Origin of the sequence: uncultured Porphyromonas sp., from assembly GCF_915070105.1 — a bacterium.
Classification (GTDB): domain Bacteria; phylum Bacteroidota; class Bacteroidia; order Bacteroidales; family Porphyromonadaceae; genus Porphyromonas.
On sequence record NZ_CAJZFJ010000001.1, the window covers coordinates 46,746 to 73,233 of the forward strand.

Genomic DNA, 26,488 nt, shown 5'->3' on the forward strand with positions numbered 1-26,488 from the left:
GGCTTAGACAAAGAAGCTAAGGAGAATCTGAGCAGAGATGATGCGTACGAACATCGCTACTGGATAGACGATGGCGTATGCTACAGAGCTGGAGCGAGACTCATTGATACTCATTGCATACTCTAGCGCCATAGAGTTCGCCATAGCTCCACATAGTACTCCTACGGTCTCTGCGTGTGTCTTGCGATAGCCAAAGAGGGAGAGGAGACCGACGAGTATTGTAGGTAGGACTGTGATCAAGAAGCCAAGCCCTATCCACAGGAATCCATCACCATGTATAATCGTATCAAAGAAATGCTCTCCACTAGCTAGTCCCAGCCCCGCTAGGTAGATGATGATACCAAACTGCTTGAGGAGCTGAGTGGCACTATTACTCATGTAGGTCGCTAGACGTAAGCGAGGGCCAAAGGCTCCCATCAGGATTCCTACAATGATAGGCCCACCAGCTAACCCCAGCTTGATGGGCATACTTAGCCCTGGGATGGCAATGGGGATAGAGCCGATGATACACCCTAGGGTAAGCCCAGCAAAGAAGCTCACGAGCTTGGGCTTGTCGAGGGTATTGATGGAGTCTCCGAGGTAGGAGGCTACTTTGGTTAGCTGCTGTAGCTCCCCGACGACAGTCAGGCGGTCACCTAGCTGTAGACGTAGGTCGGGTGTAGCTAGGATCTCGATACCTGCTCGGTCGATACGTGTGATGTTGATTCCATACTCATTGCGTAGGCGAAGAGCTCCGAGCTTGACTCCATTGACCTTGGAGTTGGTGATAATGATACGCTTGGATACGAGTTGGGCATCGATGGCATCCCAGTCGATGTCAGGCTTATTCCAGTCTCTGGACTCAGCTCGATGTCCGAAGAAGACCTCTAGGACACGTAGATCATCCTTGTGGATCAAGACCAGTAGGTGGTCTCCCTGCTCAAGGATGGTCTGAGAGGAGGGTATGATTAGGTTGTTCCCCCGCCAAATACGGGAGATGATGAACTTCTTCTCTATCAGTCCTACTGCCTCTAGGACACTTCGGCCGAAGAGGGCTGGGTTCGTCAGTTCTAGCTCTGTGATGTAGGTGGTCTTCGACTCTGACTGCTGTGTATCCTTTCCTCGGTTAGGATCTATGTAATGTAGGAAGATGAGTGCAAGGATTACCCCAACGACACCAAGGGGGTAAGTTAGGGCACAGGCTAGAGCAAGGTCTGCTACCTGTCGGGCCCCACCTGAGCCCAAGATATCTTGTAGGGTACTCTGTACAGCGGCTAGCATTGGGGTGTTGGTCACTGCTCCTGACATAATCCCGAGCATGTTCGGCATGGAGACATTGCAGACATAATGCAGGATGATGACGAGCATCAGTGCTAGTGCAATCAAGAGTAGTCCCAGCCCATTGTAGAGTAAGCCCTGCCTCTTCAGTGAGGGGAAGAACGAGGGGCCGACCTCCACTCCTAGGGCATAGACGAAGAGCGTCAAGCCAAGTGTCTGTGCAAAGCTATTCATCCCTGCGTTCACCTTCACACCGAAGTGTGCCCCTAGGATCCCCACAAAGAATACGAATGTGATCCCAAGGGAGAACTTCCCGACTCGTAGCTTGCCAAGTATCAAGCCAATAGCCGAGACCAATGTGAGCATCACGAGGGTCTGTAGGACGGAGGGAGTGACGAAGACATCACGTAGCCAAGCATTGATTGTATCCATTCTGTCTACTATCTACACGAGCTAGACCCGCAAGTAAGGTCTCAGCATCGACAAAATTACCACTTTTTGGCTAAGGCTGGTTACTTATCGCCTTGTTCTACAGCGTGACTATTGATATACGCTGTGCCAGGATCTATCTGTACTTGATAGCCACTTATACAACTGTATAGATCCCCTAGGCTACTTGATACCATTTGTTGGCAGGAAGTCACTCGCTAGCCTATTGTATCATAGAGATAGCCCTTAGCATCTTGCACTGGGGGAGATGAAGGGGAGGTAGCTATTCGGGGAGGATCATCTTCACAAGCACAATCTTCGTAGAGGTGCAACGAAGGATCTCGAAGCGAATGCCGTTGATCTCTAGGATCTCGCCCTGCGAAGGTATGCTTGAGTGGTGATGTAGGATGAAGCCTGCTATCGTCATGAAGTCTTCATCCTCGGGTAGCGAGAGTTCAAACTGCTCGTTGATGTCGTCTATCTCCATACGCCCACTGAAGATATAGGTGCGGTCGTCCACTCGCTTAGCGATACGCTTCTTGTGGTCGTGCTCATCCTCAATATCTCCGAAGATCTCCTCTACGACATCCTCTAAGGTGACCATGCCTGCTGTCCCGCCGAGCTCGTCGATGACGATGGCGATGCTCTTCTTGCGTTGCATGAGGAGCTTCATCAGCGTGCTGGCCTGCATACTCTCAGGGACAAAGATGCTGGGGACAATGCGCTCCCTCCAGTCCCCACTACGGAACATCTCGCTGGAGTGTATATAGCCGATGATATCGTCAATATTCTCTCGATAAACAATGATCTTCGAGAGTCCAGTGCGGACAAAGAGCTCCTCTAGGTGAGCCTCCGTCACGCCGTACTCTACCCCAACGATCTCATTGCGGGGAAGTAAGCAGTCTCGTACCTGAAGGCCAGAGAAGGAGATGGCATTCTGAATGATCTTGACCTCGGTCTCTATGCCAGAGGCCTGCCCATCATCGGAGCTGTGGGTGAGGTAGTACTCGAGGTCGAGGGCGGACAAGGCTGGGCGGATAGCGACACTGCTCGTCTTTTGACCTGCTAGTAGGAGTACTCCACGGGTGATGAGCCCGATGATCAGTACAAAGGGGTAGAGTAAGATATAGATAAGGAATACCAGCCCCGAGAAGAATCGCATCGTCCGGTTGGGGTTGGCTCGGAAGGTAACCTTTGGGAGGAACTCTCCTACGAAGAGGATGAGTAGTGTACTTAGTATGGACTGTGCTAGGAGGATGATCCCATCATTGTCTCCCAGGATAGATATAAGCCAAGGCTCCATGAGCTCTGCCATCAGGAGTCCATAGATGACTAGGGCTACATTGTTCCCTAGGAGCATCGTCGTGATGAAGCGGTCAGGGCGACTATATATGAGCCCTAGGATCTTGGCGGAGAGTCCACCCTTGTTCCTATCCAGCTCCAGACGTAGCTTGTCCGAGGAGAGGAAGGCGATCTCCATCCCCGAGAAGAGGGCGGAGGCAACGAGGGTAAGTAGGATATATAGATACAGCATTGCCAAGAGTGACTACTTAGATGGAACCTTCTTCGGAAGGCTGTCAGGCTTCGGAGTGGGGACAGTGGTGGGAGTCGGAGTAGGACTTGGTGTAGTGGTTGTAGCCTCTTCATCGTACTCGATGACTCCCTTATTATTGAGGATTTGATACCAGCTGAGGTCATCTGTGGCCTCGAAGCTGGAGCCACGTAGTTCTCTCCCCTCTGTGAAGAAATAGGTCGTGTCGTGCGAGAATAGACGCCGCTGATCTCGCTGCCAGAAGAGGCGATGAGTGTGTAGGCGCTGTCCTTGGGGGCCTTGTACCTGGACATTGCCGATCAGTTCCCATTCCTCGTTAGCGGTGCTTCGTATAGCCGAGTCGGCCTTGATGAAGACCTTGCTACCGCTGATCGTGTCATAGGGGCGCAGGAGTAGTCCCTTAGGGAATACCCACTCATTACGCTCGGGACGCTCATAGATCAGTAGGACGGGAGCAGTCATACGATAGCGTATCAGCCCCGAGTCAGAGATGAGCGTATTGAGCTTGATCATACGGGCTGTGTAGAGAGAGTCTATATTGACGTTGAGACTCTTCGTCTCCACACGTTCCTTGGAGCAGGCTGCCATGAAGAGGATAGCCAGCAGGGTGAGTGCTGTCTGAGCTAATGGAGCCAGAGGGGAACGAAAGAGACCCCCTACCAAGGGCAGAATGTCCTTGGTAGGGAGTCCTAATAGCTTCCCTTTCGCTCTCGGCGAAGGAAGGTCAAGCATAGTCTAAGCTATGAGATTAAGGGATGACGACAGACTCGCCACCGATGTTGAGCGTGCTACCCTTCTTGATCTCTGGGTGCATGAAGATGTCCTGAGCCGAGGGGAGGAAGCGAGAGTAGGTGGCGATGAGGCGGTTTGCCTGGCCTGCTACCTTGGGGTCTACGCTAGCTGCACGGCGGAGCTTGTTGATGACGAGGTAGTAGACACAGCGCTGCTTGATCTTGTCATCAGGGAAGTAGCTTGATGCAGCATTAGCCGTCATCTGTGCTAGTACGATGAGAGCCTGACCTGAGTTGGGGTTCTCTGCTAGTACCTTATTGGCATAGTTACGAGCCTGCGCCATGTTGTTCTGCTTCATCGATAGCTGGATCAGTACTTCGTAGCACTTGATACGCTCGCTGGAGGACTTAGCTAGCTCGATAGCCTTGTTGAGGTACTCAGAGGCCTCAGAGAGCTTGTTCCCTTCGATCGCTGCACCTGCTAGCTGCATAGCGGCTGTAGCAGAGGGCTCGATGTCGAAGAGGTACTTGCTGGCGTGGAGAGACTCGTTGCTGTTACATCCTGCACGGCTGAAGAGCGATACGGCGGTCGTCAGATAGGACTTATCCTTCTTGTGCGCTTCGATCTTAGCAGTAGTGTATATCTTCGTCAGCATCTCACAGCCAGCGAGACCACTCTGGGCGAACTCAGCATCCATACCATTCTTGAAGGTATCGACAGCCTTACGAGCCTCTGGGTTGTTAGCCGTTGCTTCTACTGAAGCCTCGACATATTCAGCTGCATCTAGGTAGTCCTTGATGTACTGCTCAGCCTTGGTCTTGTCACGTAGGGCTACTGCACGAGATGAGTAAGCGAAGTAGTAGAGGAGCTCAGCAGGAGTCTGTCCCTTGTAGCGAGCTACGACGGGCTTGAGCCAGGTATAGACCTCGGTGAAGTCAGCCTTGTCACCCATAACTGTTACATACTCCTTCGTCTTGGTAAGCATGATCTGATCTGCGCCCATCTTGGGATCATCGCCGAAGTAGGTAGCACGATCATCGTAGAGCTTCATTAGGGCAGAGACAGCCTTCTTCTTGCTGGCATCGTCCTTGGCCTGCTTGAGCTTCCACTGTAGGATCTTAGCCCCGATGATGTATATGTTCTTAGAGGACGCAGGGCACTCGTCATAAGCTCTCTTCCAGTGTTCGTAGGCATCTTGGTAGTTACCTGTCTTCCCGAGACTGGTGAATAGGCTGATGCTTTGGCGGCAACGGATACTGTCCTGTCCTGAGCCAAAAGGAGTCCCTGAAGCCTTACCCGTCTGGGCATAAGCAGCCGTGGAGAAGAGTCCAAGGGCTGCTACCAGGATCATTCTGTTCAGTTTCATTGTGTCTAGTTTTCTATTTAGTTACATCGATATAGATCGATACTGTGTTTGATTATTCTTTGCCTAGTGAGTTTAATTGATTCGCGCCTTGCGGAACCATCCTTCATTGAAGGTTATCCCCACGGTGAGACCGATCATGTGCTCGCTCACCATGCCTGAGACACGAGGCTTCAGGTAACTGTAGTCGAGCGTTAGGCTGACTAGAGAGCGACGATCAATGAGTGGCATCCCGATACCGAGTGAAGCGCCGTACTGGTTGTAGCTAGCTAGCTCCCCATTAGGAGCAGGCACCTTCACATAGGAGTTGGAGCCATTGAGTCCAAAGCGGTAGTAGGAGCGACTGAATACGCTTCGTCCACGATAGTCTGGGATCCAAGAGCCACCTAGGGCGATACGATAGCGGTCAGTGAACTGTGCACCGGCACCAGCTTCGCCTGCTCGACTCCACTTCATATAGGAGACGTCAGCTCCTACACTGAAGACATCCTGATAGCGATAGGTGAGCCCTGCGGAGAGACTCATGGGGCTCAGATGCTGTGCGCTAGAGGTCAGCGTGTCAGCCTTGATGAGCGTACTACGCTGTGTCTTGGTGTCGTACTGATACTGCATAGAGACAGCCTCGGAGCGGAGCTTCGTCTCTGGAGCGAAGGTCGCCCCTAGGACGAGACTACGCCCACGCTTGGCATCTAGGGTCAGCTCATACTGTGCACCGATGTCGAACTTGAAGCCCTTTAGGTGTAGCTGGGACTGGTCGATCGGGTTGATCGCATTTTTCCCTGAGCTGTAGACCACCTGATGCTGCTGGGTCGTGTAGCCGAAGAGGTACGAGGCATTCACCCCAAGGGAGAACTGCCCGATACGTCCACCGATCCCGAGGTAGAGGTCATTGAAGCTACCACTACCTGAGTAGGCTCGCTGATAGAGACTCTGGTTCTCATCACCCTGGAGCTTCTCTGTGCTACCGAAGCGATAGCCAACGGTAGAGTAGGGGGTGATCCCTGCGCTGATGGCGAGGTGCTTGCTCACGGGGAAGAGGATCGTGAGGTAGTCGATATTCCCTAGGATACGGCTATCCTTCTTGCTCCCCTCTGCTAGGTAGGAGCCTCGCAGAGATACGGCTAGATCCATGATGAAGGTCAGGGAGTCTACAGCCGTGTAGGATGCGGGGTTGGCAGGGTTGGTGATGTTGGGGTCTCGTAGCCCAGCACCTAGTCCTCCCATAGCACGGGCACCAGCGGTCTGGCGTTCGCCTAGTCGCCCATAGCCGTAGCGGCTGTAGGGGGAGCGTTCGCTATTGCCCTGTCCGTATAGAGAGGATGCACTGAGTGCTCCGATGAGCCCAGCCCAGACGAGCTGGTGGATGATCTTCTTCCTTGTTATCATTTGTCTCTATTGTACTCCAATATCTTGTTTAGCCCATAGAGGACTAGGTCGGGCTCCACACAGACCTCTTCGCTGAGGAGCTCTTGTATCATTTGGGCATCGCCTCCCGTCAGGAAGACTACTGCCTCGGGGTTGGTCTGACGAAGAGCTTTGATGTAGCCCTCTACTTCGTAGATGAGCCCCTGTAGGACACCTCTACTGATGGCCTCCTGCGTCGTGACTCCGAAGCCTAGGGTCGTATCCTCTAGGTCGGAGAGCAGGGGGAGGCGAGAGGTGAAGTGGTTCAGCGCCTTGAGCCTCGTGTAGAGGCCTGGGGAGATATTCCCCCCGAGGTACACTCCCAGCTGGGTAATGCGCTCAAAGGTGATCGCAGTCCCCGAATCTATGACCAGTAAGTCACTTCCCTTTGGTGCTAGGGAATATGCTCCGACGACAGCTGCTAGGCGGTCACTACCCAGTCGCTTGCGGTCGTAGGCCACCTCCAGAGGGATGGCAGTCTTCTCGTCCACCTTGACCATTGTGTGCAGACGCTCCGAGAGGAGTCCTAGTAGAGGCTTGTCCACTCTCGCTACGGAGCTGTAGATCGCTGCTTCTAGGCCTGGGTGAGCAGAGAGCACTTGTCCGGCTTCGCGTAGGGATAGGTGTGGGTAGGTATAGTGCTGTATGAGCCTTCCTTCGGCTGCTACAGCTACCTTGCACACGGTATTCCCTTGGTCAATGATTAAGTTCACTTAGAATGGTAGAGTCAATTAGACCACAAAGAAACGCTTTTTCCTTGGAATAACCCCCTTCTCTGAGCTCTGGCACTATAATTCATTGTCCCATCTCTCCCTGCATATACCTCACTATGCCTAGTCGAGGAGAGACTCTCCCTCCCCGAGCTCTGCTCTCAGGAGGGATAGGGCTGACTCCTCAGCCTGGCGCATGCGTTCCTCGTCCTCATCCGTCTTATCGTTGAGTCCGCAGAGGTGCAGTACACCGTGGATGATCACTCTATGTAGCTCCTCGGCGTAGTCCGTCCCGATCTGCTCGGCATTGCTCCTGACCGTATCTAGGCTGATGAGCATATCGCCTGCTATCCTATCCCCCTCACTCTCATCGAAGGTGATGATGTCTGTGTAGTAGTCGTGGTCTAGGAAGTCTTGATTCGTCTGGAGGATACGCTCATCCCCGCAGAACTGGTAGCAGAGCTCGCCTACCTTGCGGTCATAGCTACGTGCTACCTCTTCGATCCAGCTACGGACGAGCTTCTTGCGGAGTCTCGGCTCCTCGACGTCTTCATCCGAATAAAAGGCTATCATGATGATATCTATCTCTATGGCTTAATATTCCTTCTTCAATAATGGCTCTTCGTCCGCTAGGCGACCATGTCCCATACGGAGCACCTCGAAGGGCTCCTCTGTACAATCAACGACCGTAGAGGGGGCGAGTGGTATATCTCCAGCGTCAAAGACTCCTGCTACCTGTGCCCCGAAACGTTCGTCGATGAGCTCGGGGTTGGTCGCATACTCTGGCTCCTCACTATCCTCTATGGGGAGTGAGGCTGTGATCAGAGGGTTGCCTAGGTGCTCACTGAGTAGCTGCCCGATCGGGTGTTGGGCTAGGCGTACACCCACCTCCCGACGATGCTTGAAGATCTTGGGGAGAGCTCCCGAGGCTGGGAGGATGAAGGTGTAGTTCACCTCATGATCCTTGATGAACTTGAAGGCACGATCATTCATCTTGCAGTACTCGGAGACCTGACTCAGCGAGTTGCAGGCGATGGAGAGGGCCTTCTTCTTCACATCTATCCCCTTGAGCCTACAGATCTCTTCGATGGCTCTTGCATTCAGGGCATCGCAGCAGTAGGCATAGCCCGAGGCTGTGGGATAGATGAAGATCTCCCCATCACGTAGCCGATCGATGAGCTGGCTAAGTAGCCTATAGTCGGGGTTGTCGGCGTAGAGCTTGATGAGCATGGTCTAAATAGGTCTTAGGGCAAGGGGGATTACTTCTACTTCTTCGCTTGGCGTACGACCTCGTAGATGAGGATACCACCAGCGACGGAGACATTCAGCGAACCGATAGCTCCTACCTGGGGGATACGTACTATGTGGTCTACCATACGCAGTACGTCTGTCGATACCCCATGATCCTCGGCTCCGAGCACGAGACCCAGAGGAAGGCGTAGATCCGTCTCCGTGTAGAGGTCACTCGCCTTCTCTGAGGCTGCGACCACCTGGAGTCCGCTCTGCTGCAGTAGAGCTACTGCGGAGGCAATAGAGCTGACACGACATACGGGCAGGCGGTGCAGAGCACCAGCCGAGGTCTTGATGGCATCGGCTGTCACACTCACGCTCCCACGCTCGGGGATGATGATGGCATCGACGCCTGCGCACTCTGCAGTACGTGCTATCGCCCCGAAGTTCCTCACATCGGTCAAGCCGTCCAGCAGCACAACGAACGGGGATCGTCCCTGCTCGTAGATCATAGGGATGAGCTGCTCTAGTGACGTGTACTCGATCTCGCTGACGAAGGCGATGACCCCCTGATGCTGTCCACGAGTCAGACGTGATAGACGCTCCTCGGGTACCATCTGTAGGGGGATGATACGCTCACGTGCCAGAGCCATGATACGATTTACTTCGTCGCTTCTTAGCCCTCGCTTTAGTAGTATTTTGTCGATTTCACGCCCTGCTTCTAGTGCTTCGAGCAGGGGGTGCATACCGAAGATCAAGTTATTTCTTCCCATTAAGTACAGTCCTAGAGTTTCTAATCTCTATAAGACAAAGGTAACAAAAGATTAGCTCTCCCGCATTTCCCTCCCCCCGAAGAGGGTAGTTCCGATGCTTGTTCTCATTGGGGATGCTCTGCCCTTTGGCTCTATGGGTGGCTAGTCCATGTCCGAGGAAGCCATAGGTCCATATATGGAATGTCTAGGCGTTATCCCCGAGGAATGAACATACGGGAGAGCTCTACAGAGGACATACTTAGAGCGATGTTGTGTACACGTGTGTATACAGTTGTGTACACGCAGGTACACTATTGTGTACACACGTGTATACTTACCCCTCCTAGGTAGTAGGTATATGCTTGGTGTGTATACTCCTAGGATACAGATATTTCTGTCTTGAGTATATGCTGCTTGACCACATTGCACTCCCCCCTCTCCAGACTTCATGAGTCAGCTCTATCCCGAGGAGCCGAACATCCACCTGCTTTAGGTGGCTAGAGAGCGTAAGGCGTGAATTATTCCACTCTAATTCGCCCTATATCGAACACTCCGAGAGAGGGAGGCTAGAGGACATACCGAGAGGGGGATATGGATATATAACGTTCGCCCCCATCGCCTCTGTAAGGTGACGGGGGCGAACATACTGTGTCCTCAGATGAGGTGAGTATAGGCTCTATGAGGGGCACTTGAGATGAGCTCTACATCGCTAGTGTGATCGGGGCTTTGGGGGAGGATAATACCTTCGTAGCTATGCCCCGCTTGCCATCCCTCCTCTTGTTTATAGTATATGGGAGGATAGGTCAGGAGTAACCTAGAGGCTAGAGCCCGAGGCGGTAAAGGTGTAGGCCTCGTATCTGGGTGCTCCCTCCTTCGCTGAAGAGCTCCAGAGAGGTGTAGGGGGTACGGGGGAAGATGAGGTTGGACATAGCGATCCGCCCTCCCTCAACAAAGAGCTCCGCTAGGCTACGATCAATGAATAGACGTAGACGGTAGGTCTTGCGTGCACAGAGCCCGAGTGGAGCCCAAGTGGAGAGGGCGAAGTCGTTCTGGTAGTTCAGTCCATCCCCCTTGCGCCAGTCTGCGCTCTCCCGCTCGTGCGGGGTAGCTTGCTCTCCGAAGGCGATCAGCCCACTCTGTGTCCGATCCATCACGACACGTCCCTTGGACAGGTCAAGGAAGATAGGCAGGCGATCCCCCTGCTTATTCGTCAGGACAACCCCTGCCTGAGTAACCCCTGCCTCAGGGGTTAGCTCAAGCTCGAGCTCAAAGGCGTCACTGTACGGAGCAAGCAGATCCTCATGGCGCACTCGCTCGGAGAGACGAGCCTCGGGGAGGGTGATGCTATCCTTACGGAGCTTGGTCACCTCTGAGGCAGGACGTGCCCCGACATAGGAGCGTCCTCCAGCCTCGAAGAGGAAGAGTTCACGGGGTAGGCCGTTGACACCTCGGCTCTGCTTATAGGGGGTGACATTGGCATACTGCCAGTTGCTTGCCCAGGGGATGCCGAGTACACGACCTGGCGTGCCGTGGAAGGTGACAAAGGCATAATGATCCTTGCCGAAGTCCAACCAGCGAGCGACCTCGGGTGCGGTGTCGGGTGTAAAGGTCTTCCCATCAAAGTTCCCGACGAAGTACTCCGTAGCACTTCCTCCGAAGGCTCCCCCGGGGTTGATATTGACCAGCATGACCCACTTACGTATCCCCGTGCCCTCCATAGGGAGCTCGAAGAAGTCTGGGCACTCAAACTGACAGGGACGTGCTCCATATCCATCACCGAAGGCACTGACATAGTCCCACTGCCGTAGGTCAGTCGAGCGATAGAAGCGCATCTCCTTGTCCGCAGAGACGATCATATACCAGCTCTTGTTCGGAGCATACCAGAAGACCTTGGGATCACGGAAGTCGCTGATACCATCGTGGGGGCTGAGGATGGGATTACCCGTGTACTTGGTGAAGCTCATCCCCTGATCCATGCTGTAGGCTAGGCACTGAGCCTGCCACTGCTTGCCCTGACGCATCTTATGCGCCGTGTAGAAGGCAAGCAGAGCACCTTTCCCAAAGCCTGCCTGTCCCTCTCGGTCTATGATCGCACTGCCCGAGAAGATATGCCCTAGCGTATCACGTGCTAGGGCAGGCTCATGTGTCTGCCAGTGTAGGAGATCCTCTGAGGACGTATGCCCCCAGTACATATTGCCCCACTTAGCTCCGTAGGGATTGTACTGGTAGTAGAGATGATAGCGACCATCCAGATAGACGAGTCCATTGGGATCATTCATCCATCCATAGGGTGGGGTATAGTGTAGGGTAGGGCGGTAGTAGTCTGCAGGTGCAGGAGTGAAGGTGTCACTTAGGCGGATCGAGTCCCAGGCAATAGCCTTGGCCCCTAGTCCGATGATCTCGACTTCACTCTCCCGATCCATAGGCAGAGCGAGGGGGACAAAGTAATCGATACTATCTACCGCTAGGCGTATATCAAGCTCCGTATCCTCAGGACGATCACCGATGAGGCGAACGAGGACCTCGGGCTGGCTCTCCTGTATGGGGAGTAGGAGGTATCGCTGTGGGGTACGTATCTGTACGAGGGCTGTCGTGTCACTCGTGCGCTGGATATGCATAGGCTGGGTGGTGTGGCTACAGCTCGCCATCAGCAGTAGGAGGGTGGTGAGGGCGAGGGTGAGTGAGAGTTGCTTGTAGGACATAGTAGAGAGAGGGGCTATGAGACCTTATACAACACGGCTAATATCTGTGCGCCCCTCTAGGAAGCGTAGTACGTTCTCCGTCATCTCCGCTGTCATCATCAGACGGCTGTCACGTGTCTGCGTCCCGACATGTGGAGTCATCACTACGTTGTCTAGCTCTGAGAGTGCAGGCAGGGGGAGGTCGTTATGCTCGAAGACATCCAGCCCAGCGGCTGCTATCTGCCCACTGCGAAGAGCCTCGACGAGGGCGGCTTCGTCTACGACTGCTCCACGAGCGGTGTTGATGAGGATAGCATGCTGAGGCATGAGTGCCAGCTCACGTGCCCCGATCAGGTGGTGTGTCGCAGGGCTATAGGGGGTATGTAGGGAGATCACATCACTCTCACGGAGTATATCCTCCAGTGGACGGTAGGTGAGTTCTTTGGCTTGCTCGACCTCGGGAGCTAGGCGGTGTCGCTTGTAGTAGAGGACTTGCATACCGAAGGCACGACAACGCTCTGCTACGGCCTCCCCGATATTACCATAGCCCACGATCCCGATCCGCTTGCCCTGTAGGAGCCAGCCTAGGCGGTCGATACGTGAGAGACTAACCTTCACCCCAGGCTCACGACGTACGAGTCGGTCTAGCTCGCAGACACGGCGAGTGCAGTTCAGTAGGAGTGCTAGTGCTAGCTCAGCTGTAGGGACGATGACAGAGTAGGGGGTATTGGTGACGGTGATGCCGTGTGTACGGGCATACTCGATGTCGATGTTGTTGTAGCCGACAGCGTAGTTGGCGATGAGTCGTAGACGCTTGCCTAGGGCGATGAGCTCTGCTGGGATAGGGATGTCAAAGACACTACATAGCACATCTGCCTCGGGGATGAGCTCTCGTAACTCCTCGGGTGTGAAGTCCCGACCATGAGGGGGACGGATCAGCGTATGAGCTTGGGATAGTCGTTCGAAGCCTTCCTCTAGGGTGTCGAAGGCAATAAGTATGGTAGCCATAGGAGTGTAGGGGTTATAAGTATGAACTATAGGGGCGAAGTTACAATAAATATAGAGCTCATCCCCCACGTATGGCGGGATGAGCTCTAGTAGGAATGGGGATACCCCTATGGGCGGTAGGACGTCTCCCCCTCGATCGATGAGGCTACAGCGGAGGTAGAGTCAGCATACTATGCTCATCCCTCGTACTCGTGACCAGCGGATCTATTACGTAGGTGGGTGGGGTGCTACCTCCCCAGTAGGCTCTGCGCCCCTCTGGATAGAGTAGATAGAGACGCCGGATGCGGAGGAAGGCCTTGATGCCCTCTTGCCATGAGGCACGTATGGCCTCTTCGCTCTGTCCCGCTAGAATCTGCTCTCGTAGCCTCTTCGTCCCAGCTAGTAGGTCGAAGGTACGAGGACGATCAATGAGCTTGAGTCCAAGACGCATCGCTCGCTGGTGGAGTTCGATGAGCGGGGCTAGGCTAAGGCGTCCGCTAGGGAGCGAAGTCTCGGAGAAGTCCATGCCGTAGCATGCCTTCCCACGATGCTTGGGGTTGGAGTCTTCCCCTGGCTTGACTTGTGGCGTGAAGACATAGCTCCCAAGTTGCTTATTAGGATGGCCAATCGCCTGGAAGGGCTTATCTGTGCCTCGGCCTACACTTAGGATAGTGGCCTCGAAGAAGCAGAGCGAGGGGTAGAGGGCTATGGAACGATCGTTCGGGAGATTGGGACTAGGACGCACGGGGAGACTATAGGCATCACCATGCTGCCAGCCTAGTAGAGGGATGACCTTTAGCTGGCAGGCTTTTCCCGAGCGAAGCCACCGCTGTCCATTGATCATGAGTGCTAGTTCGCCGACAGTCATCCCATGGGCTACGGGTAGGGGATCGACTCCGATGAAGGAGCGACAGTCCGACTCTCGTATAGGCCCATCTACGAAGTCACAGGGGTTGGGACGGTCGCAGACGACGAAGGTCTTACCTGCCTCTTGGGCGGCCTCCATGAGGTAGTGCATGGAGGAGATATAGGTATAGAAGCGTACCCCCACATCCTGCAGATCAAAGATGAGGATATCTACATCGGAGAGCATCTCGGGTGTAGGGCGCTTGGTCTGTCCGTAGAGGCTGATCACGGGGAGCCCCGTACGTGGATCTGTACCACTAGATACATGCTTGCCTGCATCGACCTTGCCCCTTAGGCCATGCTCTGGGACGAAGATCTTCGAGATCTGGACACCACGGCTTAGGAGTGTATCGACTAGGTGAGTCTTTGCCTCACCGACGAGGGAGGATTGATTGACCATGAGCGCTACACGCTTCCCCTCCAGTAGGGGTAGGAGGAGCTCCATACGCTCTGCTCCCATGACGGGGCGAGTAGTACCCTCTGCCCATCCCTTCGTTATAAAGGAGAGGCAGAGAAGTAGGGTATAGCTTAGGCGGAGGAGGTGCTTCATCCCTTATCTATCTTGACACGTATAGCATCTACATTCGTTCCCATAAAGATAGAGGCTAGCTCCTCGAACTTCTCGGGGCACTCTGTCGTGCGGTAGGATACTTGTCCCCCTCGGCTTAGACGTTGCTTCATCTCTGGGTGGCGGAGCAGGTAATCTGCTAGTGAGGTAGCTACCAGCTCACCCTGTGCAATGAGCGAAACAGTGGGCGGTAGAGCCTCCTTGATCTTGGAGCGGAGGAGTGGGTAGTGAGTGCAGGCGAGCAGTACGGTATCGATCTCCGGATCCTTGGCCATCAGTTCTGTGATGTACTTACGGACGAAGTAGTCTGCTCCATCCCCTTGGCTCTCACCATACTCTACGAGAGGTACCCACATGGGGCAGGCCTGCTCACTTACCCGTACCTCGGGGAAGAGCTTGCCTACCTCTGTCGTATAGGAGCCCGAGGAGACTGTGCCTGGGGTCGCTACTACTCCCACATGACCTGTCTGGGTGAAGCTCGATATAGCCTCCACCGTAGGACGTATGATCCCGAGGATACGCCGTGTGGGGTCTGAGGTATAGGGGAGATAGTGTTGCTGAAGCTCCCTAAGAGCCTTGGCCGAGGCAGTGTTACAAGCCAAGATGACTAGTGGGCATCCCTCGGAGAAGAGGTATTCGACAGCCTCATGAGTGAAGCCTCTGATCACGTCAAAGGAGCGGGTACCGTAGGGGGAGCGAGCGTTGTCCCCGAGGTAGATATAGTCGTATTGTGGGAGTCTCTTTCGGATCTCCGAGAGTATTGTCAGGCCTCCATAGCCTGAGTCAAAGACCCCGATAGGTGCAGAAGTCATGATGAGGAGTGGAGTTGGGGTGATGCCTCGCCCTAGTGACTAGGCAGGGACAAAGCTATAGAAGATCATACCGAAGCCCCCAGCTAGGGCTAACAGCAGGAGAGGATTTGTCTTGAAGCGATAGGACGCAACGAAGGCAAGGGCAAAGAGCATAACACTCGCTACAAACTGTACAAGCGCCTCCCGAGGTGCCCCGAAGTTCTCCGCATTCATCAGCACTAGTGCTGCGGCAGCTACAAGGCCTACGATGGCAGGCCTTAGCCCAGAGAAGATGGAGCGTACCACGGGACTATCCTTGTGACGGAGGAGGTATCGACTGATGGCGATCATGAGGATGAAGGGTAGCCATAGGACGGAGAGTGTCGCTAGCAGTGAGCCTAGGATGGCAAGTAGTGGCGGATAGCCCTCGTTGATCACTGAGGTGTAGCCCACGTAGGTAGCGATGTTGATCCCTAGGGGGCCTGGGGTCATCTGGCTCACTGCGACCATATCCGTGAACTCACTGGAACTGACCCAGCCCTGCTTGCGTACGACTTCGTCCTGAATGAGGGAGAGCATGGCATAGCCCCCACCAAAGTTCACAATGCCTATCTTGGAGAAGACGAGAAAGAGCTTGAGGAAGATCATACACTATCCTTGCTACGAGAGATGCGACCATACAGCCAGCCACTGAGACCAGCTACGAGTATAACGTAGATAGGAGAGACATCTAGCAGATAGATGAGTCCTGCTGCTACGATGGGGATCCAGAGCGTATAGCGTGTGAGCCCTGCTGTACGTGCCATGGTGAAGACAGGGGCAGCGATCAAGGCTACGACCACAGGGCGTATTCCTCTGAAGGCATATTCGACGAGCCTATACTCCTTGAACTGGCGAAATATACCGGCTAGTAGAAGGATGATAAGGAACGAAGGTAGGATATTGCCCAATGCCGCTAGCAGGGCTACACGTAGCCCCCCGAGTTTGTAGCCAATATGTCCCGCCATATTCACAGCGAAGACTCCTGGGGTAGCCTGTGCGACGGCCATGATGTCGATGAACTCACCTTCGCTCAGCCAGCCCTCCTTCTGCACGATCTCGTGCTGCATCATGGGGATCATAGCATAGCCACCTCCGATCGTGCCTATCCCGATCCTAAAGAAGATCCCGAAGAGCCTTAGTTGCTCCCTTGGGTTCATCCCTTCGCTGGAGGATCTTCTCCCCTTGTATTCGTTCGTCATAGACAATAAATGATCCCGCACAGCCCCTACCTCTCGGCTGGGGCTGTGCGGGATAGGGTAGATATGAGCTACCAGACGACAATGCGATCCTTAGGTGCGATGTACATCTTGTCCTTAGGACGGATATTGAAGGCCTTGTAGAATGGGGTAATGTTCTTCAGTGCCTGATTGACACGGAGTATCCCGAGGCTGTGGGGATCGAGCTTCGTGAGGCGGCGTACCTCTTGCTCGGTGATGTTCTGTCCCCATAGACGGGCATAGGCGATGTAGAAGCGCTGTGCAGGGGTGAGCCCTTCGATCTTCTTGGCCGGGTTGTTTCCGCCAGCTATCTCTAGGGCGAGGTAAGCAATGGTCAGCCCGCCCTGGTCTGCGATGTTCTCCCCGAGGGTAAGCTCTCCGTTGGCATGCAGGCCTGGGGCAACGATGTTGCGAGAGAACTGCTTGGCTAGACGCTGTGTCGTCTCCTCGAACTTCTTGCGGTCCTCTGCGGTCCACCAGTTATTCATGTTACCATCCTTATCGAAGTTAGAGCCTTGGTCATCGAAGCCGTGCGTCATCTCGTGTCCAATGACCACACCAATCGCCCCATAGTTCACAGCATCATCCGCATCCATATTGAAGAATGGAGGCTGTAGGATACCTGCAGGGAAGCAGATCTCATTGGTGGTAGGCATGTAATAGGCATTGACATCCTGGACATTCATGAGCCAGCGAGTACGATCTACGGGTTTACCAAGATCCTTGAGGTTATCCTCCTGGAAGAAGCGTACGGCTGCCAGTAGGTTCTCATAGTAGGTCTTGTCGGCATCTATATCCATGGAGCTGTAGTCCTTCCACTTGTCGGGGTAGCCGATCTTCACCACGAAGCTACTGAGCTTCTCCTTAGCACGCTGCTTCGTCTCGGGGCTCATCCAGCTAAGGCCATCTACACGCTGCCCAAGGGCTGTCTGTAGGTTTCTCACCAGCTGGAGCATACGCTCCTTAGCCTCGGGAGAGAAGTATTGCTTCACATAGATCTCACCTAGAGCCTCTCCTAGTAGACTCTCTACGGTACTGAGGCTACGCTTCCAGCGTGGGTGCATCTCCTTCTTACCACTGAGCTGTTTGCCGAAGAAGTCAAACTTTGCTTCTACGAACTCATCGCTTAGGGCATCTGCTGCCCCACTGACGGATCGAGCTACGAGGAAGTCACGAAGCTCCTCAAAGGCGACACCTGCATACCACTTGTCGAAGGCCTTGAAGAAGTCTAGCTGCGAGAAGTTAGCACTCTCCAGTACGAGTCCTCGAGCCTGGAAATAGCCCATCCAGTCGAAGCCTGTGTTCTGCTGTGCGAACTCTTGTATGCGCTGTATATTATAGTTGCGCTCGGTGTCTCTCAGCTCGGTGTTGGAGTAGGAGAACTGTGCAAGCTCGGTCTCTAGCTTCAGCGTATTGCGTGCTATACGCTGTGCTTCGCTAGTGCTGTAGCCAGCTAGAGTGAGTACACGTACTAGGTAAGCCTCATAGCCAGAGCGGATCTTCTTCATCTCCTCGCTCTGCTCCACGTAATAGTCACGGGTATGTAGGCCGAGGGAGACCTGCCCTAGGGCAAGGATATTCATGGTGCTGTTCTTCTCGTCTGCTCCTACATAGGAGGAGAAGAGGGTACCTGCACCATAGGTCTGGTCGAGCTCGGCAGCGAGACGTATGACGTCAGCCTTGTCCTTGAGCTCGCTTAGGCGGGTAAGCTCGGGCTTGAGAGGAGCGGCACCAAGGCGATTGCGTGTGACGCTGTCCATAGCTTGGTTGTAGAGCGTGGCTACACGATAGTTGTTGGTACCCTTGACCTGCTCGTGAGTCGTGAGCTCTGTGATGATCCGGTGTACCTGTGCCGAGGTGGAGTCTCGGAGTACATCGAAGGTGCCGAAGCGGCTATAAGCGGGCTTGAGTGGGTTCTTACGTATCCATCCACCATTGACATAGTGGTAGAAGTCCGTCTGAGGGCGGACAGCCTTATCCATATCGGCGAAGTTGATGGCGGGGACTTTCGTTGTCCCAGCCTGCTGTGCGCTGGCAGTGCCGACTCCTCCTTGGGCTAGGAGAGCTCCTAGCCCGAGGGTGATGATCATTCTACTTATCTTCATTAGTCGTAAGTGTCTGAGGTGATACCTCTTCTTAGTGATTCGTTGTAGGGGCAAATGTACGCATTTTGAGCGTCCTATCCCCCCTTGTGCGTGTGAGACCACCTCTACGGCCTCCTCGTGGGGTGAGGGAGCTGTAGAGGTGGTAGGTGTGTATTAGGAGTGTCGTGTGCTAGAGCCCTGACTTAGAGTGGTAGGGTCTTAGCACGTAGCCAGCTGGCCTCCTCTGCTGTGAGGTCTGGGGAGAGGGTCTGATAGACACGCTCCTGGTAGGCCTTGTACCAAGCGATCTCCTCGGCGGTCAATAGTTCCTTCTTGACAAGTGTATTGTCGAGGTAGCAGAGGGTGACGGTTTCGAAGCCAAAGAAACGCCCGAACTCGGTCTCCTCTCTTAGCTCTGTGACCACGAGGTTCTCGATGCGGATGCCGTACTTACCTGAGCGGTAGATGCCAGGTTCATTGCTGGTGATCATCCCTATCTCGAGCTCGGTAGGATTGACCTCGGTACGGATGTTCTGTGGCCCTTCGTGCACGTTGAGGAAGTAGCCTACACCATGTCCCGTGCCGTGACCATAGTTCAGCCCACGATCCCAGAGAGCCTTACGGGCAAGGATGTCCAGCTGGCTACCACGTGTCCCCTCGGGGTACTGTGCTAGGGCGATCTGGATGTGTCCCTTCAGTACGAGAGTGTAGTCTGTGCGTAGCTCATCGCAGGGAGCACTGAGGGCTATGGTACGTGTGATGTCCGTAGTCCCGTCTAGGTATTGACCACCGCTGTCGAGCAAGAGTACTCCCTCGTTGCGTACGGTAGCCGATCCCTCAGCAGTAGCGTGGTAGTGGACGATAGCCCCGTTGCCTAGGTAACCACAGATGGTGGCGAAGCTGTCACCGTAGAAGTTCTTACCCTTAGCTCGGTACTCATTGAGTCGGATATCTAGCTCATGCTCGGTGTAGGTCTCACCTCGGGAGAGAGCCTCCTCGAGCCACTTGAAGAAGCGGGTCAGAGCTACTCCGTCACGTGCCATCACGGTACGTAGGTTGGAGATCTCGGTATCGTTCTTGATCGCCTTCAGCTGGGTGATCGCTGATACCCCGAGCACCTTACGGCAGTGAGCAGGGATCTCGTCATAGAGGCGATAGGTGATGCGCTTGGTATCTACGAGTAGACGTACATCATCGCCTAGAGAGCGGATGAAGCTATCGATCTGATAGTAGTCCTCGATGCGTACCCCATTCTCCGTCAGGGAGGCACGTACCTCTGGTGTAACCTTCTCGGGGAGGACGAAGAGGACTGCCTCCTTGGCTCCTATGTAGCCGAAGCCTACCCCGACGGGGTTGTAGGCTACGTCATAGCCACGGATATTGAAGACCCAAGCGAGCTCATCAATCATGGTGATGATCGTAGCGTTGGCACCCTGGCTGGCTAGACGAGTACGTACCTCAGCGATACGCTCTGCAGCACTGCGACCTGCATACTGAGTGGAATGAAGGAAGAGGGGCTTATTGGGGATGGAGGGGCGATCCTTCCACACGGCCTCTAGTAGGTCTTGGTCTAGGTGATACTCGATGCCATAGACCTCTAGGCGACGTCTCGTATCCTCGACCTCCTGTGCCGATAGGCAGGCTCCATCGGCTGCTACGACAGCCCCTGAGGGGAGCTCTGCAGCCAGGAAGCCTTCGATGCTAGGAGTACCTGGGACACCCATCTTGTAGAGGTCGATCGTCGAACCCTCGAGCTGGGTCGTTGCCTGCAGGAAGTATCGGGAGTCTGTCCATAGACCAGCCTTGTCTAGGGTCACGACGACAGAGCCAGCTGAACCATTGAAGCCACTGATCCAGCTCCTACCCTGCCAGCGAAGAGGGGTGTACTCGCTCAGGTGTGCATCTGACGAGGTGATGATGTAGGCGGAGATACCCTTAGCCTTCATTTCTTGGCGAAGGAGTGCCAAGCGTTCTGTGATTACACTCATAGTTATTGATGATATTTTAATGTACTGTATTTGCGATTTACTCTCCCTTGACGTCTAGCTCCTGCTCTGATGCTCGCTGCGTAGGAGGTCATTGACTTCCTTGACGGGGTTGAAGGTCTCGAGTGGAACCTCTACGAAGAGTGTGTTCCAGTCGTGCATAGCTCCGTTCCATAGCCCGGGCAGCTCTAGTGCGAGGAGTTCCTCTCCGCCGACGCTCTTGTGGGCGATGAAGGCAGTACGAGGATTGACGTACTTCGTGAGGTCAAAGGCATTGCCCTTGTAGTCTCTGATGGCACAGACGAGGTCTACGGGGTTGAAGTAGCTCCCAGCCTCGAAGTAGGCACGCTGTGTCTCGTCACTCATATTGATCTGACTGCTCTCGAGGATCTGTAGCGAGCTACTACCATCGACCTCTCGGATGATGAACGGGCCACCACCTGGCTCGCCCTCGTTGCGTACCATACCGCAGACTCGTATGGGGCGGTCAAGCTTGGCCTGTATCCAAGTCGTGAGGCTTAGGTCATCTCGCTCTAGGGTCTCGGGGGGAGTGATGCAGAGCTGGCTATCCATGAAGGAGAGGATCTCCTCAAGCAGTGCGTGTGAGGGCTTTCCCCGATCTAGCTGCCTCAGGTAGCTGAAGATCTGTCGGCGTACACCGATGAGGATACCCCCTAGGAACTTCTTGTAGATCACCGTGGCACTCTTGTGCTGGTCGAGGACTACATTGTCAATATTCTTGATGAAGACGATGTCTGAGGGTAAGACACCGAGGTTACGTATAAGTGCCCCATGCCCCCCGGGGCGGAAGAGCAGTCGTCCATCCTCCTTCCTGAAGAGTGATCCATCAGGGTGTAGGGCAAGGGTGTCGGTCGAGGGGAGCTGTTCGCTGAAGTCTATGTGGTAGAGCACCCCATAGTGCTCCTCGTAGCTCGTCTTGACACTAGAGAGGAGTGCCTCGAAGTCCCTGCGGTGCTCGGGCGAGACTGTGAAGTGTAGGTGGACATGCCCATCCCGATCCTTGGCATAGAGTGCGCCCTCGACGAGGTGCTCCTCGGCTGCAGTGCGGGTGTAGTCCTTGTATTTATGGAAGAGGAGTAGTCCCTTGGGCTTAGATCCGTAGCCTAGTCCCTTGGGCAGGAGGAGGTTCTCGACGATGGCCTTATAGTCCTCAGAGGTGATGAGCTTGGGGATGGTCTTCCAGTTGTTGCGTAGGCAGACTTCGTTGAGGCTCTCGTAGAAGGCAAAGCTACTGATGTGATCAAAGAAGTACTGTTCGGCGGGCTTCTGGGGCTTGGTGTAGGGCGCGTCGAGGAAGTTGTAGAGCATCTTGAACATGCGTGAGGCTGCCCCCGAGGCTGGGATCATCTTGTACACATGCGCTTCTCCAGAGAGGAGGTACTCCTCCCATAGGTCCATATATCGGGCTTGCTCGTCTGGCTCGACACGGATGATACCTCGCTCTAGCGAAGCAGAGGCGATTATACTGAGGTAGGGGAAGCCACTACGGATATCGTGTACCTGAGCCTCGGCTTCCTCCACGGCTATGCCACGTCCCTGGAGCTCCTCGATGTCCTCTGGGCTGAATAAAACACTGTCCATAATCATGAGTCCTAAATAAGCTGTGTAGCGGAGCCACTATCACCATCTCTCCTGACCCAACAGGGGCGGGGATGTGTGACGCACCACAGAATGGTTGCTGTAAAGTTAGTGAATAACTACGTATCTCGTTACCCGTTTGGCTCCTTGGGGTAGCTAGCTGGTCTAGGATCAAGGCCAACACATGAGATCACCATAGTGTGAGGGCAGAGTAGTCAAGGAGCATACACGCAAGATAGAAGCATCTGTGCCCCAGGTATAGATATACCCAGGGTATACCTACGACCTAGGAGGGGTAAGTATACACGTGTGTACACTATAGTGTACCTGCGTGTATACAAGAGTGTACACACGTGTACACAACCACGCTCTAAGTATCATCCCAGTAGGCTCTCATATTTAGCTCTCCTCGGGACTAACGTCTAGGCACCCTAGACTCCCTTGGACATGGAATAATACCTCAAAGAGAAAAGAACAGAGAGTCCCAAACAGATTATGTATAGCCTCTGCGGATAGGAGCCATAGCCAGATAAGTGACTATGAGGGCTTGCTTCCCTCCTCCCGGGCAAGTGCCAAGAAGGCTCCCAAGTGCCCCACGGAGAGTGCGCCCCTCCCTCAGCTAGAAGGGTAGACAATGGTACTACCCTTAGGAGGGAGTAGGGCATTTCTCCTAGCTAGGCAGAGAGGAGAAGGGAGGGCAATGAGCTCGTATCCATAAGGGAAAAGGTTGTAGCCACTCCTATCTAGGCATGGGGCGAAAGAGGAAGGTTAGTAGATGAGACGCGAGCTCAATAGAACTTCACTAACATTCTCTTTATCAAGTATTCTGAGAAGGGTCTAGGAGATATACCGAGAAGGCAGGAGGGGACATATAATGTTCGCCCCCATCACCTTACATAGGTGACGGGGGCGAACATTATATCTTCCCTCTAGGGAACATTACGTGTCCTCAAGTAGTGCTCATCGGAACGCTTTATTCGTGATGATAATAGGAGCGTACACCCTAATCGGTGTGCAAGGGAAAAGAGGAGCGACTGTCCCTGCGAAGTCCTTCGCTTGGTCAGCCGCTCCTCTCTATTAGAGTGTCAATGTGATTAGTCTCGAGCCATAAGCTCCCATGAAAGAGTATCGAGAGTGCTCCTAGAGCTCCCCTCCGTCCTCAAAGTCGTCGAAGCTCCCTTCAGCAGAGAAAGAAACAAGGAGAGACTGTTGTAGGTCCATGATGTGGATAATCTCCGCTCTAGGGCGGTCATAAGGTAGGTGTATCATAGTATAATCATGTGCTAGAGGTCCTTGAATAGGCGGACACAGGCATAGTTGGTTGGGGCTCCAAAGAGTGTACTTCCCCAAAACTCATATAGCCCAAAGATAGCATGGTGTCCGGGCCACTGATTAAGGGGAGTACTGGTCCAGTAGAAGCCTGATGCTCCTTGAAAAAAAGGGTCTTTGTGGGATGGATTTTGTGGAGCCCAGCGGCCAGCCATAGGTAGACGACGTTCTTCAGCTTTGCGATTCCTCCACCAGCTTTCAGAGTTTATGTCTTTCAGCTCTTCATGTGCCCCAGGTCCGAGGTAGCAGGATCTAATTACCGCTATGTAGCCTTCGGAGACGGGATTTTTCTCTATGCTATATCGCCATGCACTATAGCACCGACTATAGGCATTGGCTAAGAAGCGTACTGCATAGCAGATCTCCTGATCCTCAACTGTTTCATACTTGGAGACAACCGATCTTCGGGTATGGAACTCTTGTACCTCCTCGTTTATGTCTCTTTTTAGAGCTTTACCTTTAAGATTGCCCTTGAAGGCTAATCCGTCTCCAACAGCAGTTATCCAGTCTCTCTCGGTAGGTAGTCTCCATCCTGGGGCTCGGCTTGCGATCTCTCTAGCCTGCTGGAAGTAGTAGAGTTGACTAAGATTATTGGAGTGATTGGAGAGGCGCGTCGTGGTAGGGTATTCTCCTACGTAGTTTACCTCATCCATCTGTTCAAGGGGATTCCACCATGACTGTATCTGAGGACGTATGGTGAAGCATGCACCATTGCGTAGTGTCCTTTTGGGTGACGAGATCGTTGCACTGAGAGGTGTGAGGAGTGGCTTGGAACTAGGAGTTAGTCGCTCTGAAACACGGTCACGCACGTAGGCATGAGTGATGGAGAAGGCTTTTGATCCATACTCACCAATACCATTAGGCATCATCCAAAGATAGTAGAATCCACTATCCTCAGTCTGTGCTGGCATATCATCAGTGGGAGTTTCGAGGACATAATTGCGTATCCATCCCCCCTCTGGCATAGCCTCGGCGAAGTTCCATTGAGGCTTTTGCAAATAGGGGGTATTGAGGTCGAAATACCCTCTGGGATCACAGATGCGAGAACGGATTTGGTATTCATACACTTGGATATGGGACTGGGGAAGTGCATTGCGAGTACGTATCTTTAAGAGTACGCCCTGGGGGCTGAAGATGAGTTTTTCCATTGCCCCCGCATCATAGCCGCCGTTAGGGCGCTCTCGTAGCTCTAGGGGAATCCAATCAGAGATGTAGGGCATCTCTAGCCCGATGTTATCTCCTTTTTTTACACGTCTGAGGCGTATGGCATGAGAGTTAAAGTCTACTTTCCCCGTTTGGGTATTCAGTTCTCCGCCAATCATAGCCATGATATACCATTTACGGCTAGTGCTGGGACGGAAGTTCTGGATATTGGCTTGTAGGGGGATCTCGGTTAGGTCGAGCTTAATCTTATTATCACTTTTGACCTTAAACTCTAGGGTTGTGTAGGTGGCAGGGTCGCGGGGATCATCGCTTCGGATGACGCAGTGAACTTTTATGAAGGGAGATGTTAGATGGACCCTAGGGATACCAGAGTTATCTACCTTGTAGTCTAGGTAGCGAGGTTCATCTAGGTTCCCCTCTAGCGAGAGTCGTATCATACACGTATCGCTGGATAGGCGTGTGTTGTCCGTTGTCTTTGGCTCATCCACTAGACCCTTGCTACAGGCACTGAGTAGGCAGAGGGTAGTGAGCAAGGTTAGATAGAGCCTTACCTTTGTCTTCATTGTGATTAGTGAAATACGATGTGTTTATTATGATAGGTGGTTCTGTATGTCTGATGGTATAGTATCGTATGCTGAACGAGTGCGATATCGCAATGCTCGATGGAAGATTCCTAAATAGTGAGTGGCAGCAAAGATATGGGGAAGTATGGTATTCCCCTCATTTGCGGCTACATCACATCGGTACAATCCTCTCTAGGTGGAGAGAACTAATAACATGAAAAGCTACCAAATGGGAGCTGTGGCAAAGAAAATAGGAGCTGTGGGGAGTGTGTGTTCGTAGTGTGTTACCTCATGCATCCTAGCAAGACCCTCATCGGGAATGCGAGTGCAAATGTAGTAAATTTCCTTGGCTTTAGTACAATTGTCAAAACTACCTACCCCCAATACCCTTTGATAGGTATTAGGGATACGTAGATATGGCAACGAAAAAGAGGAATGGTAAGGCTTGGTAGAAACCGACTGCTACGTCTTTTCCTCTCGTGGAAGAGGAGTTAGTCCTCTCGCTTATCCGAGAGCTGTGCCATTAGGTCTGAGAGGCTACTATCCCCCTTGCTTGAGGCTAGCTGGGCATGTGTGTGGCAGAGATGGACGAGGAGGAGGTCTAGGATGGTGCGCTGCTCCTGCTCTAGGGGCTGAGAGACTAGAGCCGCGGCGATACGTAGCTCTGGCAAGACCTTGGCGAGCTCTGCACGCCCAAGGGGTGTGATGGAGACCAGTATGCTCCTACGATCACGTTCGTCGGGTGTCTCCTCGACAAGACCTTTCGTCGCTAGTCGTCGTATGACTTCTGCTCCGGTGGTCTTCTCGATCGCATTGAGGGTATTGAGAGCGGTCTTGGATAGTGGTCCTCCCATTAGGCTAACGAGGTAGGAATACTCCTCCTCGCTCTGTAGGAGCTGGGATACAGCTAGGGCTCGCTTGGTGTAGCTCCTAGAGAATCTCTGTAGGAGACTTAGGTGCCGAGCGATCGACACCTCATGGGATAGAGCGAAGGTAGAGGCCTGTGGGGTAGGACGATCGTGTAGGAGACTACTCGTGAAGGCAATGAAGCTCTGTAGGCTAAGCTCTTGCTCCAAAGGGAAGGCCTCCTCGAAGAGCTCAAGGTAGTCCAGGAGCTCAGCTAGTAGTCGCTTACTTCGCATT

General features: G+C 53.5%; 21 protein-coding genes. All 21 read right to left on the minus strand.

Annotated elements, in window-relative coordinates; all coding sequences use genetic code 11:
• Positions 1-3 precede the first annotated feature (3 nt).
• A complete protein-coding gene (locus QZ554_RS00175) occupies positions 4-1,689 on the minus strand; it encodes a putative transporter (protein ID WP_297193240.1) in 1,686 nt (561 codons plus the stop codon).
• A 280-nt stretch (positions 1,690-1,969) separates the two neighbouring features.
• Positions 1,970-3,220 carry a hemolysin family protein gene (locus QZ554_RS00180; RefSeq protein ID WP_297193242.1) on the minus strand — a complete coding sequence of 417 codons (1,251 nt, stop codon included), beginning with the start codon at positions 3,218-3,220 and terminating at the stop codon, positions 1,970-1,972.
• 12 nt (positions 3,221-3,232) lie between these two features.
• Positions 3,233-3,970: an LPS export ABC transporter periplasmic protein LptC gene (lptC, locus tag QZ554_RS00185; RefSeq protein ID WP_297193244.1), complete on the minus strand. Its 738-nt coding sequence runs from the start codon at positions 3,968-3,970 to the stop codon at positions 3,233-3,235.
• A 16-nt stretch (positions 3,971-3,986) separates the two neighbouring features.
• Positions 3,987-5,336, minus strand: a complete 1,350-nt coding sequence (locus tag QZ554_RS00190; protein WP_297193246.1) for a hypothetical protein — start codon at positions 5,334-5,336, stop codon at positions 3,987-3,989.
• Positions 5,337-5,408: 72 nt separating this feature from the next.
• Positions 5,409-6,719, minus strand: coding sequence for a hypothetical protein (locus tag QZ554_RS00195; protein WP_297193248.1), 1,311 nt, complete (start codon positions 6,717-6,719; stop codon positions 5,409-5,411).
• Positions 6,716-7,450 carry a type III pantothenate kinase gene (locus QZ554_RS00200; RefSeq protein ID WP_297193250.1) on the minus strand — a complete coding sequence of 245 codons (735 nt, stop codon included), beginning with the start codon at positions 7,448-7,450 and terminating at the stop codon, positions 6,716-6,718. The genes QZ554_RS00195 and QZ554_RS00200 overlap by 4 nt, the downstream gene beginning before the upstream one ends.
• A 120-nt stretch (positions 7,451-7,570) precedes the next feature.
• Positions 7,571-8,020 (minus strand): rRNA maturation RNase YbeY, encoded by a 450-nt coding sequence (gene ybeY / locus QZ554_RS00205; protein ID WP_297193253.1) that lies wholly within the window; start codon positions 8,018-8,020, stop codon positions 7,571-7,573.
• A gap of 21 nt (positions 8,021-8,041) precedes the next feature.
• Positions 8,042-8,677, minus strand: coding sequence for an L-threonylcarbamoyladenylate synthase (locus tag QZ554_RS00210; RefSeq protein ID WP_297193254.1), 636 nt, complete (start codon positions 8,675-8,677; stop codon positions 8,042-8,044).
• A gap of 35 nt (positions 8,678-8,712) precedes the next feature.
• On the minus strand, positions 8,713-9,450 hold the full coding sequence (gene rlmB, locus QZ554_RS00215) for a 23S rRNA (guanosine(2251)-2'-O)-methyltransferase RlmB (RefSeq protein WP_297193256.1): 738 nt from the start codon (positions 9,448-9,450) through the stop codon (positions 8,713-8,715).
• An 800-nt stretch (positions 9,451-10,250) separates the two neighbouring features.
• Positions 10,251-12,131, minus strand: a complete 1,881-nt coding sequence (locus tag QZ554_RS00220) for a GH32 C-terminal domain-containing protein (protein ID WP_297193258.1) — start codon at positions 12,129-12,131, stop codon at positions 10,251-10,253.
• 24 nt (positions 12,132-12,155) lie between these two features.
• Positions 12,156-13,118 (minus strand): NAD(P)-dependent oxidoreductase, encoded by a 963-nt coding sequence (locus tag QZ554_RS00225; RefSeq protein ID WP_297193259.1) that lies wholly within the window; start codon positions 13,116-13,118, stop codon positions 12,156-12,158.
• Positions 13,119-13,263: 145 nt separating this feature from the next.
• Positions 13,264-14,553, minus strand: a complete 1,290-nt coding sequence (locus QZ554_RS00230; RefSeq protein ID WP_297193261.1) for a DUF1343 domain-containing protein — start codon at positions 14,551-14,553, stop codon at positions 13,264-13,266.
• The gene (gene murI, locus QZ554_RS00235; protein ID WP_297193263.1) at positions 14,550-15,383 is read right to left on the minus strand and encodes a glutamate racemase; all 834 of its coding nucleotides are present in this window, start codon (positions 15,381-15,383) and stop codon (positions 14,550-14,552) included. The genes QZ554_RS00230 and murI overlap by 4 nt, the downstream gene beginning before the upstream one ends.
• 39 nt (positions 15,384-15,422) lie before the next feature.
• The gene (locus QZ554_RS00240; protein ID WP_297193265.1) at positions 15,423-16,010 is read right to left on the minus strand and encodes a chromate transporter; all 588 of its coding nucleotides are present in this window, start codon (positions 16,008-16,010) and stop codon (positions 15,423-15,425) included.
• Positions 16,007-16,561, minus strand: a complete 555-nt coding sequence (locus QZ554_RS00245) for a chromate transporter (RefSeq protein WP_297193284.1) — start codon at positions 16,559-16,561, stop codon at positions 16,007-16,009. The genes QZ554_RS00240 and QZ554_RS00245 overlap by 4 nt, the downstream gene beginning before the upstream one ends.
• 110 nt (positions 16,562-16,671) lie before the next feature.
• Positions 16,672-18,726 carry a M13 family metallopeptidase gene (locus tag QZ554_RS00250; RefSeq protein ID WP_297193267.1) on the minus strand — a complete coding sequence of 685 codons (2,055 nt, stop codon included), beginning with the start codon at positions 18,724-18,726 and terminating at the stop codon, positions 16,672-16,674.
• Positions 18,727-18,908: 182 nt separating this feature from the next.
• Complete coding sequence (locus tag QZ554_RS00255; protein ID WP_297193269.1) at positions 18,909-20,693, minus strand: aminopeptidase P family protein; 1,785 nt, start codon at positions 20,691-20,693, stop codon at positions 18,909-18,911.
• Positions 20,694-20,747: 54 nt separating this feature from the next.
• Positions 20,748-22,292, minus strand: coding sequence for a DUF4301 family protein (locus QZ554_RS00260; RefSeq protein ID WP_297193271.1), 1,545 nt, complete (start codon positions 22,290-22,292; stop codon positions 20,748-20,750).
• A 1,137-nt stretch (positions 22,293-23,429) separates the two neighbouring features.
• The gene (locus QZ554_RS00265; protein WP_297193273.1) at positions 23,430-23,558 is read right to left on the minus strand and encodes a hypothetical protein; all 129 of its coding nucleotides are present in this window, start codon (positions 23,556-23,558) and stop codon (positions 23,430-23,432) included.
• A gap of 14 nt (positions 23,559-23,572) precedes the next feature.
• On the minus strand, positions 23,573-25,345 hold the full coding sequence (locus tag QZ554_RS00270) for a hypothetical protein (protein WP_297193275.1): 1,773 nt from the start codon (positions 25,343-25,345) through the stop codon (positions 23,573-23,575).
• Between the two features lie 491 nt (positions 25,346-25,836).
• Positions 25,837-26,487: a winged helix DNA-binding protein gene (locus QZ554_RS00275; protein ID WP_297193277.1), complete on the minus strand. Its 651-nt coding sequence runs from the start codon at positions 26,485-26,487 to the stop codon at positions 25,837-25,839.
• Position 26,488: the final 1 nt, after the last annotated feature.